At 48.2% G+C, this 11,095-nt stretch carries 9 protein-coding genes; 2 read left to right on the forward strand and 7 right to left on the reverse strand.

The genetic code is table 11. The features are described from left to right. Positions 1 to 852: 852 nt before the first annotated feature. Together AB7E14_RS13355 and iraM are read right to left on the reverse strand one after the other, a co-directional pair. Complete coding sequence (locus AB7E14_RS13355; protein WP_394804272.1) at positions 853 to 1,812, reverse strand: lipid A deacylase LpxR family protein; 960 nt, start codon at positions 1,810 to 1,812, stop codon at positions 853 to 855. Between the two features lie 580 nt (positions 1,813 to 2,392). Then, positions 2,393 to 2,722, reverse strand: a complete 330-nt coding sequence (iraM, locus tag AB7E14_RS13360; RefSeq protein ID WP_316962229.1) for an anti-adapter protein IraM — start codon at positions 2,720 to 2,722, stop codon at positions 2,393 to 2,395. A gap of 609 nt (positions 2,723 to 3,331) precedes the next feature. Between iraM and AB7E14_RS13365 the strand changes: the two genes are divergently transcribed. Continuing rightward, entirely contained in the window at positions 3,332 to 4,642 is a 1,311-nt protein-coding gene (locus tag AB7E14_RS13365) for an AppA family phytase/histidine-type acid phosphatase (protein ID WP_316962230.1), read from the forward strand. A 306-nt stretch (positions 4,643 to 4,948) separates the two neighbouring features. Here the strand turns inward: AB7E14_RS13365 and purB are convergent, their stop codons facing one another. Genes purB through rluE form a run of 5 tightly spaced genes read right to left on the reverse strand, consistent with a single transcriptional unit; the run spans position 4,949 to position 9,292 of the window. Beyond that, positions 4,949 to 6,319 (reverse strand): adenylosuccinate lyase, encoded by a 1,371-nt coding sequence (purB, locus tag AB7E14_RS13370; protein WP_044327682.1) that lies wholly within the window; start codon positions 6,317 to 6,319, stop codon positions 4,949 to 4,951. Between the two features lie 3 nt (positions 6,320 to 6,322). Beyond that, positions 6,323 to 6,964, reverse strand: a complete 642-nt coding sequence (hflD, locus tag AB7E14_RS13375) for a high frequency lysogenization protein HflD (protein ID WP_042320078.1) — start codon at positions 6,962 to 6,964, stop codon at positions 6,323 to 6,325. A 36-nt stretch (positions 6,965 to 7,000) separates the two neighbouring features. Continuing rightward, complete coding sequence (gene mnmA, locus AB7E14_RS13380; protein WP_044254911.1) at positions 7,001 to 8,107, reverse strand: tRNA 2-thiouridine(34) synthase MnmA; 1,107 nt, start codon at positions 8,105 to 8,107, stop codon at positions 7,001 to 7,003. Positions 8,108 to 8,161: 54 nt separating this feature from the next. Next, positions 8,162 to 8,623: an NUDIX hydrolase gene (locus AB7E14_RS13385; protein ID WP_316962231.1), complete on the reverse strand. Its 462-nt coding sequence runs from the start codon at positions 8,621 to 8,623 to the stop codon at positions 8,162 to 8,164. Positions 8,624 to 8,626: 3 nt separating this feature from the next. Further along, complete coding sequence (gene rluE, locus AB7E14_RS13390) at positions 8,627 to 9,292, reverse strand: 23S rRNA pseudouridine(2457) synthase RluE (RefSeq protein ID WP_072140761.1); 666 nt, start codon at positions 9,290 to 9,292, stop codon at positions 8,627 to 8,629. Between the two features lie 171 nt (positions 9,293 to 9,463). Between rluE and icd the strand changes: the two genes are divergently transcribed. Then, positions 9,464 to 10,714, forward strand: a complete 1,251-nt coding sequence (gene icd, locus AB7E14_RS13395) for an NADP-dependent isocitrate dehydrogenase (RefSeq protein WP_043000943.1) — start codon at positions 9,464 to 9,466, stop codon at positions 10,712 to 10,714. Positions 10,715 to 11,095 lie beyond the last annotated feature (381 nt).

An 11,095-nucleotide genomic window follows, 5' to 3' on the forward strand; every position in this document is an offset into this window, starting at 1 on the left:
CGAGCATCTTCATGCCCCATCTGGCGGGCAATGAATGAAGGATTCGCTACGGCTATCTGCATCCAGCCAGCATAAGTATGCCGTGACTGACAGGCATTTCTCTCCCTGATACCTGAAAGTTTAGTACCACGTTTCCCGCCACAGGAAATCGAGTATTTGGAAAAGAAACCTTCTTTAGTATATGAGCCCGATCCGGGGATAAAGACAACGCGACGTTCTTATGCCAGCAACCGTTTTGGGCGGAACATACAAATGTTTATTCGTCTGGTCTCTGGATACATGGATCTCACCTTTTTCAGGTCTACATCCTCCCAGGCCAGCGCACATATTTCCCCTGGTCTTATCCCCGTGTGTGCTGCCACTATAATGATGAAGGCAAGTTTGTGGGGAAGTGCCAAGATCAGCGCCTGATACTCATGAAGTAAAAGTGGATCGGGATCTGCTTTAACGAGCTGGAGCCTCGATACCCCCTCATAAGGTGCATGTAATATAAACTGACTTCTGTTCGCAAGCTTCAGCATTTACGATAAAACTGCCATTTGTTTATTTACTGTTGAAGGGGAGCGACCTTTTTTGATGAATTCTGGCATTGCAGGGTTACCCTATATTGCCATGCAGACGGACAGGCATGATGGACAGGACTGTCCGGGGAAATGTACGGTCAGGTTATAGTATTCGCGGTCACTTAATCTTTCTCACAGATAACTGAGGGAGTGAAACTTATCGGGAAACCTCACCTGTATCTCCATGGATTATGGGTCGCGGTGAGGGCGGAAAGCATATAAAAGTGTGCGGACTGCCACTTATCAGCGACAGCCCCGCAGATACTTATCGTTATGTTTTGGCGGATGATTAAAAGAGGAAGGTCACAGAACCATTGACAAATGAATAATCTTTTCCAGTTTTAAACTCCGGTGATACACGATTAAAAGATAAGGTGAAAGCGACCGGAGAATAACCTAAAGTGGCTCCGATGCGATATTCATCAACGGTATGATTAAGGGAGACGGTTTCATTTCGGGTCTGAAGCGTTTTTCCTTGTAATGTATAGTTACGGTCAACTTCCCGACGTTCCATCCCGGCAAATATCTTGTATATTAAACCATCATTTTTTGATGTATGCATTAACCCACGAGTCGCAAGCAGACCATACCCGTTATCTGAGTTCAGGGTTTTGTCATTGCCTATGGCAAACGTTGCACCGTATCCTACATATTCAAAAAGATTTCCGCTTACCGCGGATATTTCTGGATAAATACCAACATTCGTTCCCAGGATATCCACATCAGGAGTCAGCGATAGCATTCCTTTAACCGTATACCCATAGCGATTTTCGATTTGATCATCCCATGCTTGATATTTTTCAGCATTAATCATTTGATGAGCTTTATTCTGGACTTGTTGACCGCCAGCATCTGGTCCAATCACGCCGACGTCTGTCCCCAGGCGATAGCGAAACCAGCTATTTGCTACAGAATTCCATTCAACACCCGTGTACAGAAAGGCACTAAAAGCTCTGTCTCCGGTTATTGCTGTCGGTAACCGCTTGTTGTCTCCTGATGGTGAGTAAATATCTTGTGCGATATGAAACGATAACTGGCTTGAGTCTGTAACATCATGGCTATAACCCAGGAAGAGACCTTGTGTATAATCATCGCGAGCTTCATCTTTATGACTATAAATTTTGTTAAGCGCAGGCTGAAAGATACCTGCGTCATCATTTGACAATGATAATGCGATGCTATCAGCCTGAACAACAGGTGTCATGAAAAACAGTGTGAATAACGCAATGCGGGTTAATGACTTATTCATAAGCAGCCTCCTGAGAATTTCCCTTTTTTAATCGGCCAGGTATTACTTCTTTCATAAATTAACATAAAATAAACACCTTCCTTTCTGCAATAAAATGTGGTTAATGTGTTATTTTTTTATCGCTTTATATGGCTTATGTGTGGTAAAAGTTTTTTCAGGAGGGATGGATATGAACAGTCATGCACTTTTGAAAAACTCTTAAGCATTTATTGCATATAGGGGATGTTCTTGATGGAGTTGTGCGTTTTTGCGGGGGGATATTGTTTTTTTTCTGTAAAACAAAAAGATAAATGAGTGTTATTCCTGTCCTGAAGCGCGGGATATGATGCATGTCATCGACTCTACTGCAATGAATATGTTCATTTTGGTTATGCTTTTTTATGCAAAAAAAACCGCATATTGCTATGCGGTAAACCATTGGGAAGAATATTAAACACATCTGAATTTCGCAAGAACACTGTAATAAATAACGAAGGTTTATTCAATGTGTCATAGGCTAATTATGCTGATCTTTGCATATTATTATCATTTTGTTTCTTTTTTGCGTGATGATAGAGTGTAACATGGCTATGAGAACACACTATTTTATCAATCCGTACGGACAAATGGCTATTCTGCAGTGTAGAGCACTTGTACATTGGGCTCCTTTAATGCTTTGCCTTCCAGGACATTCATTGCTGCACTCGATTATTTTCCAGAAGATCTTGTTAAAGGAAGTGACGTTATAAATTGTCAATGGAAAAAATTTCCCGTCAATGTAAATCCCTGAGTCAGTCTGCGAGACACTGGAACCTGGAGGAAGGAAAACATCAGATTCATACCAAATAATAAGCTTTATTTTACACCAGAGGATTGAAAATGAAATTCCACTCGAAGAACAGACAATAGTGTCAACAACTAACCATTCCATATTAGAGACCTTAACATTACTAATGACAATTTTTCATAGATGAAAAGTGTAGTTGTTTTTTGATAACTCATTGAAAAAGATCATTTTTTTGATTGTGTTTTTGTTCGTGAGTTATTGATTTTATTATTATAACGATCTTTTGTTGAATCTTTTTGTTTCACTTTTTTAATATTTGTATTTCTTTTTTATAAGTCTTTATAAAATTGGTGGTCAAATTATAAACATAGATTTTTTCAGGGTTAGAGTGAATTATTTAATCTGTGATACCCCTATTTGTCATTGTGCATAGTGACATGCCTTATCCTTTTCTTTAGAGATGGTGATACAGCCTGTATGTTGAAGGTCGATTCTTATGACTAGTACAAATCATGTTGCACCTGGGAGGCCAGTTATCACGTTAAGTCGCGGTTATGTCTCTCGTGGGCGCTAATGGAAGAAGGCTTTCGCGTAGTGAAAAATAACGGCGTCGGCCTGGTAGTGGTCTCTCTTTCTTATGCGATGAGGTTCATTGGAATAGTGGCGTGGGATGAATGTTTATGTGATAAGATGATTATACAGTAATCCCTATGTTAACTATTTATGGTTCATTAACTATAAGGTTGGCTGGCAATGAATACGCTACTTTTTCGATTAATAATGTTTATATTCATGTTTGGTTCTTTCCCATTACAGGCGGAAGTGCCAGATGACATGAAGCTTGAACGAGTTGTGATAGTAAGTCGCCACGGTGTAAGAGCACCAACAAAGTTCACCCCATTGATGCAGGAAATCACACCTTACCATTGGCCGCAATGGGATGTTCCCCTGGGCTGGTTGACGGCTCGGGGTGGTGAGCTCGTCACCGAAATGGGACGATATCAACAAAAAGTATTAATCGATAACGGCGTTCTGGAAAGTAATGTATGTCCGTCACCAGAACAGGTGGCAGTTATTGCCGATACCGATCAGCGCACTCGTAAAACCGGTGAGGCATTTCTGGCTGGATTTGCGCCGGGATGTAAAAATAAGGTTCATTATCAAAAAGATCACGATAAAAAAGATCCTCTTTTTAATCCAGTAAAAATGGGGGTGTGCGCTTTTAATGTACAAAAAACTCAGGAAGCGATTCTGACACGTGCCGAAGGAAACATTGAACGGTACACTCAGCGTTATGACTCTGCATTCCGTACTCTGGAACAGGTTCTCAATTTCTCCCGGTCAGCAGCATGCCGATCAGCAAGCCAGTCTGGTTGCACGCTACCAGGAACCTTACCTTCAGAACTCAGGGTTTCTGCGGATAACGTTGCATTATCTGGCGCGTGGAGTCTTTCTTCCATGCTGACGGAAATATTTCTATTGCAAGAGGCGCAGGGAATGCCAGAGGTTGCGTGGGGACGAATTCACGGGGAGAAAGAATGGACAGCGTTATTAAGTCTGCATAATGCTCAGTTTGACCTTTTGCAAAGAACTCCCGAAGTTGCCCGCAGCAGAGCAACACCATTACTCGATTTGATCAGCGAAGCATTAGTGAGTGATGGGTCAACAGAAAATCATTACGGAATTAAATTACCCGTCTCATTATTGTTTATTGCTGGTCATGATACCAATATTGCAAATCTCAGTGGGGTATTTGATCTTAACTGGTCTCTACCTGGGCAGCCAGATAATACACCTCCTGGCGGGGAGTTGGTTTTCGAAAGATGGACGCGAGTGAGTGATAACACCGACTGGATTCAAATTTCGTTTGTTTATCAGACTCTTCAACAAATGCGTGAGTTTAAACCTTTTTCATCTTCGTCTCTCCCAAACAAGATTGTGCTTACGTTGCCCTCTTGTCAGGATAAAAATCCTGAGGGTATGTGTCCATTAAAGCATTTTATTGATATTGTGCAGACAGCACGTATTCCACAATGTGCAGTGATGGCTGATGTAAACCGTTAAATATAATTCGTAGAGAATAGGGAGATTAAGAACGGTAGTGGCAAACAGGTGAACGTTTAAAAGCGAAGTTTTGGGAATTTCAGGTGCGCATTTTGGGGCAGGATTTGGGAGCAAATCCCTCTTTAATATTTCGATATTATTATAAATTTTTGTTTTTCATGCTGTTTTCTTTTTGTCTGCGTAGTTTAACGCTGATGATGGTGTTGTGGGGATCAATATTTCGTAAACCGGGGAAGGGACGTGCCGGGGGCGGCGCGAGCCATGCGCGAAAGTCGGCCCGGTGACGTCGTGTCACCGGGCAAGTGATTATTTCAGCTCATCCACCATGGCGATGGCTCGACCAATATAATTGGCCGGAGTCATGGCTTTCAGGCGGGTTTTCTCGTCATCCGGCAGCGGCAGGCTGTCGATGAATTGCTTCATGCCTTCCGCGTCGACACGTTTACCACGGGTTAACTCTTTCAGCTTTTCGTACGGTTTTTCAATACCGTAACGACGCATCACGGTCTGGATCGGTTCTGCCAGTACTTCCCAGTTATGATCCAGTTCGTCCAGCAGATGGTCGCGGTTCACTTCCAGCTTGCTCACCCCTTTCAACGTGGACTGGTAGGCGATCAGCGCATAGCCGATACCCACACCCAGGTTACGCAGAACGGTGGAGTCCGTCAGATCGCGCTGCCAGCGGGAAACCGGCAGTTTGCTCGCCAGATGTTGCAATACCGCATTAGACAGACCCAGGTTGCCCTCGGAGTTTTCGAAGTCGATTGGGTTCACTTTGTGCGGCATGGTGGAAGAACCAATCTCACCGGCAATGGTTTTCTGTTTGAAGTGGTTCAGCGCGATGTAGCCCCAGACGTCACGATCGAAATCGATCAAAATGGTGTTAAAGCGGGCGATGCAGTCAAACAGTTCGGCAATGTAGTCGTGCGGCTCGATCTGTGTGGTGTACGGGTTCCACTGGATACCCAGCGAGGTGACGAACTCTTCGCTGAACTGATGCCAGTCTACTTCCGGGTAAGCGGCGATGTGGGCGTTATAGTTGCCGACGGCACCGTTGATTTTACCGAGAATTTCCACCTGATTAAGCTGGCGGAACTGACGCTCCATACGATAAGCGACGTTGGCCATCTCTTTACCCAGCGTTGACGGCGTAGCCGGTTGGCCGTGGGTACGGGAGAGCAGGGGAATGTCGCGATACTGTACGGACAGATCTTTGACCGCGTCGATCAGTTGACGCCAGTAAGGCAGCACCACTTCATCGCGGGCGGTTTTCAGCATCAGCGCATGAGACAGGTTATTGATGTCTTCCGAGGTGCATGCAAAGTGAATGAATTCGGATACTGCATGCAGTTCCGGCACATTCGCCACTTTTTCTTTCAGGAAATACTCAACCGCCTTGACGTCGTGGTTGGTGGTGCGCTCGATAGTTTTAATACGCGCGGCATCTTCTTCATTGAAGTTCGCGACGATAGCGTCGAGGAAACCGATTGCGTCGGCAGCAAAAGCAGGAACTTCCTTGATCGCTGCGTGCGCGGCCAGTTTTTGCAGCCAGCGTACTTCTACCTGTACGCGGTATTTCAGCAAACCGTATTCGCTGAAAATCCCGCGCAGCGCGCTGACTTTATCGCCGTAGCGTCCATCGACAGGGGAAACGGCGGTCAGTGAGGATAATTCCATAGATCACAACTCCGGGGTTAAATGAGCAAGAATTTGTTTTGCCTGAGTGGTCAGGCGATTACGAGAAAACATGAGCTGCAGACGTCCACCGCCAACCTGGTGCCAGAGCACGGCAGCGCGAATGCCGGCCAGAAGCGAGGCGCGAACCTTGGCCTGTACCTGCGGGCTCTGCAATACAGCAGGGGAACCGGTCACCTGAATGCGCGGACCGAGCGGGCTGATGACATCGACATAAATTCCGGCCATCGCGCTCATCAGCGTTTCGGATTGCAGATCAAAGTGATCGAGCTGGCGTTGCAGGCCGTTGATCCGCTCGCCCAGTGTATCCAGAGCACCTTTGGCGGCGGTGAGTTTACGCTCGAGTACCATCAGACTTAGCGTGTAGCGGGTCAATTCCGCGTTCAGCCCCTGACGGCTGCTGGCATTCAGTACGCCGAGCAGGGTTTCCAGGCCGAGACGCAGATTCGCCTCGCTGCCGCCGAACACGCCCAGCGTTGAGCTGGGGTTCATATCGATAACGCTGTTCAGTGAGACGTGGAGCGCATCGGCATCACAATGTCCCTGGTGCGCCAGTTGTTGCACCAGGCGTGCAGACTGGCAGATCCCAGCCAGTGCGAGGGTGATGTCATAATAATTCTTTGCCACGGTCACTGCTTCCTTGTATCAGTCTGTTAAGAATAATTATACCGGCAGGGGCAGTCGCTGCTCGATAATACCGCCGCCGAGGCACACTTCGCCGTTATAGAAGACCGCTGACTGGCCCGGCGTGACGGCGGCAACCGGCTCGTCAAACATCACTTCTACGCGTTCGGCGTCCAGCGCTTTGACGGTGCACGGAATATCAGTCTGGCGGTAGCGGGTTTTCACTGTGCAACGCATTGTGCCGGTGAACGGCAGGCGATCAACCCAGTGTAGTTGCTGCGCAATCAGGCCGACGGACATCAGACGCGGATGCTCATGACCCTGAGCGACCACCAGAATGTTGTTCTCAACGTCTTTATCCACCACATACCACGGATCTTCCGTGCCTTCTTTGGTGCCACCGATGCCCAGACCTTTACGCTGACCCAACGTGTGGTACATCAGCCCCTGATGCTGACCAATCTCTTCGCCGTCCACGGTAATGATTTTACCCGGCTGCGCTGGCAGATAACGGCCCAGAAATTCGCGGAACTTACGTTCGCCGATAAAGCAAATGCCGGTAGAATCTTTTTTCTTCGCGGTAACCAGTCCCAGGTCTTCGGCAATTTTGCGCACCTGCGGTTTTTCCAGTTCGCCGACCGGGAACAGACTTTGTGCGATCTGCTCATGGCCCAGCGTGTAGAGGAAGTAGCTCTGATCTTTATTGCTATCTAAGCCGCGAAGCAGGCGACTTTTGCCGTCGACATCTGCCCGGCGGACATAATGCCCGGTAGCGATATAATCAGCGCCCAGATCTTCTGCAGCGAACTCCAGGAAGGCTTTAAATTTGATCTCTTTATTGCACAGAATATCCGGATTCGGCGTACGGCCAGCTTTGTACTCTTCAAGAAAGAGCTCAAAGACGTTATCCCAGTATTCTGCGGCAAAGTTTACGGTATGCAGTTCAATGCCGAGCTTGTCGCAAACGGCCTGAGCGTCAGCCAGATCGGCGGCCGCTGTGCAATATTCCTCACCGTCGTCCTCTTCCCAGTTCTTCATGAACAGGCCTTCTACCTGATAACCCTGTTGTTGCAACAGCCAGGCGGAAACGGAGGAATCGACACCGCCGGACATGCCGACGATCACTTTTTTTGGGCTTTCTGACATTGGAATACTCACGACATTGAACTTCAAGGCGGCGTATTCTATCACGCACCCCTTTTAGTTGACACCCTCTGTAAACGGCCAGTTAAATGCGCCGATCGTCTCCAGTGGGTAACGCACGCCGTTTTGATAGCAACGAACGCTTTCGGCAACCAGCGGAGAACGCAGGTTTGGGGCGGTAAGGATGGTGTCGGCGCTCACCCACCGGCAGCAGTCGATATCGCTGTCATGGGGTTCGGTGTCGCACATATTGGCAAGTTCAATCGAAAACAGGAAACGCAAAAACGGCGTATTGTCCAGCGCAATCCACTGATGCATGCGAATGAAGTGCTGAGGTTGCGCCTGGATGCCGGTCTCTTCCCACAGTTCACGCGTGGCGGCCTGGACTAACGTTTCGTCGGCTTCCAGATGTCCGGCGGGCTGGTTCCACAGCGCTTTACCGTTGATGGTCTCTTCAACGATTAAAAACTTATCCTCTGCATGGACGATGCAGGCGACCGTGACGTGCGGTTTGAACATGATTTATCCTTTCTTTTGATCCGTGACATCCCGCCATTCACCGTTGCTCAGGTTTCCCAGGGTGTAATCACCCATCGCATAGCGGATCAGGCGCAGTGTGGGGAAGCCAACGTGCGCGGTCATTCTCCGCACCTGGCGGTTACGCCCTTCATATAAGGTCACTTTCAGCCAGGCGGTGGGGATGCTTTTACGTTCGCGAATCGGCGGATTGCGCGGCCACAGCCACTCAGGTTCCTCGACGATCTCAACTCCTGCGGGCAGGGTAGGACCATCGTTCAGCGTCACGCCATTGCGCAACGCTTCCAGCGCTTCCGCTGTCGGTTCGCCTTCCACCTGTACATAGTAAATTTTCCCGGTGCGCTTGCCGGGTTGTGTCAGACGCGCCTGCAATGCGCCATCATTGGTGAGCACCAGCAATCCTTCGCTGTCTCTGTCGAGACGACCTGCGGCATATACGCCCTGCACAGGAATAAAATCTTTTAACGTGCGGCGTCCGGCCTCGTCGGTAAATTGTGGCAAAACATCGTAAGGTTTATTGAACAAAACCACGCGTTTTGGCTGGTTTTCTTTCCGGGGCTTAGTGACTTGTCGTTGGCTGAATCGCTCAACCCGGTGATTTCTAAAAGAAGTTTTTTGCATGGTATTTTCAGATCTTATCAATTGCCGCATTATAGCCTAATAACGAGTGTCTTTCATGGCAGCGAACATTAGGGTAGTATTGACATGCTCATTACAAAACATTAACAAAAAATTGCTCTAACGCAGTCGTGCAGCAGGACGCAAAGGCACATGCAGCGCGATGACAGACGAGCAAACCAGAAGCGCTCGAAGGAGAGGTGAATGGAAAGCAAAGTAGTTGTTCCGGCGGAAGGTAAGAAGATCACCCTGCAAAACGGCAAACTCAACGTTCCTGAGAATCCGATTATCCCGTTTATCGAAGGCGACGGTATCGGTGTTGACGTAACCCCTGCCATGCTGAAAGTGGTCGATGCCGCTGTCGAGAAAGCCTATAAAGGCGAGCGTAAAATCTCCTGGATGGAAATTTACACCGGTGAGAAATCTACCCAGGTATACGGCCAGGACGTCTGGCTGCCAGCTGAAACCCTGGATCTAATTCGTGACTACCGCGTGGCGATTAAAGGCCCGCTGACCACCCCAGTCGGTGGCGGGATTCGCTCTCTGAACGTTGCGCTGCGTCAGGAACTTGACCTGTACGTCTGCCTGCGTCCTGTTCGTTACTATCAGGGCACTCCGAGCCCGGTTAAACATCCGGAACTGACCGACATGGTTATCTTCCGTGAAAACTCAGAAGACATTTACGCCGGCATTGAGTGGAAAGCGGATTCTGCAGATGCGGAAAAAGTGATCAAATTCCTGCGTGAAGAGATGGGCGTGAAGAAAATTCGCTTCCCTGAACACTGCGGTATCGGTATCAAACCATGCTCCGAAGAAGGGACCAAGCGTCTGGTTCGCGCGGCGATCGAATATGCAATCACTAACGACCGTGACTCTCTGACCCTGGTGCATAAAGGCAACATCATGAAGTTCACCGAAGGCGCGTTCAAAGACTGGGGTTACCAGTTAGCGCGTGACGAATTCGGCGCTGAACTGATCGATGGCGGCCCGTGGATGAAAATCAAGAATCCAAATACCGGCAAAGAGATCGTGGTCAAAGATGTGATCGCTGATGCGTTCCTGCAACAGATCCTGCTGCGCCCGGCGGAATACGATGTGATTGCCTGTATGAACCTGAACGGTGACTACATTTCTGACGCCCTGGCAGCACAGGTAGGCGGTATTGGTATCGCCCCTGGCGCTAACATCGGTGACGAGTGTGCGCTGTTTGAAGCAACGCACGGTACGGCGCCGAAATATGCCGGCCAGGACAAAGTGAACCCGGGCTCTATCATCCTGTCCGCTGAGATGATGCTGCGCCACATGCAGTGGTTCGAAGCCGCAGACCTGATTGTTAAAGGTATGGAAGGCGCGATTGCCGCGAAGACCGTGACCTATGACTTCGAACGTCTTATGGAAGGCGCTAAGCTGCTGAAATGTTCAGAGTTTGGTGACGCGATCATCGCGAATATGTAATAACGATAATTGTTAAATCTATTAACGGGAGCGTAACGCTCCCGTTGTTTTTTGTTAGGCTGCTAACGGTTATCAAAATTTTATCAAAACAAGTTATCAAAACCCCTGGTAGTCTGGGGGAGGCTGGTCGATCAGATGACAGCTCCACTGCCCGGTTCCCATTAGGCATTTCTCAGTTTTGGTGGTGGATGCTCGTTAATAGTTTGGTCCGTTCTGTGCCAGGAGCGGGCGTCTTATTCGCATGTTTGAAACAACATCTTTAGGCCGTTTTTCGCTCATAAGGAACAATCCTGCTCATCTCTCCCACATTGAAAGAGATTGGAGTATGAACACCGCCACTCAGGGTGAGATCATGGACGAACGGTGATGGCATCAGGGATG

The organism is Citrobacter sp. (genome assembly GCF_050252275.1).
GTDB classification, from domain to species: domain Bacteria; phylum Pseudomonadota; class Gammaproteobacteria; order Enterobacterales; family Enterobacteriaceae; genus Citrobacter_A; species Citrobacter_A amalonaticus.

Excerpts from the sequence above, each read along its gene's own strand:
- AB7E14_RS13355 (WP_394804272.1), bottom strand. The coding sequence starts at position 1,812 with ATGAATAAGTCATTAACCCGCATTGCGTTATTCACACTGTTTTTCATG.
- iraM (WP_316962229.1), bottom strand. The coding sequence starts at position 2,722 with ATGGAATGGTTAGTTGTTGACACTATTGTCTGTTCTTCGAGTGGAATT.
- AB7E14_RS13365 (WP_316962230.1), top strand. The coding sequence starts at position 3,332 with ATGAATACGCTACTTTTTCGATTAATAATGTTTATATTCATGTTTGGT.
- purB (WP_044327682.1), bottom strand. The coding sequence starts at position 6,319 with ATGGAATTATCCTCACTGACCGCCGTTTCCCCTGTCGATGGACGCTAC.
- mnmA (WP_044254911.1), bottom strand. The coding sequence starts at position 8,107 with ATGTCAGAAAGCCCAAAAAAAGTGATCGTCGGCATGTCCGGCGGTGTC.
- AB7E14_RS13385 (WP_316962231.1), bottom strand. The coding sequence starts at position 8,623 with ATGTTCAAACCGCACGTCACGGTCGCCTGCATCGTCCATGCAGAGGAT.
- rluE (WP_072140761.1), bottom strand. The coding sequence starts at position 9,292 with ATGCGGCAATTGATAAGATCTGAAAATACCATGCAAAAAACTTCTTTT.
- icd (WP_043000943.1), top strand. The coding sequence starts at position 9,464 with ATGGAAAGCAAAGTAGTTGTTCCGGCGGAAGGTAAGAAGATCACCCTG.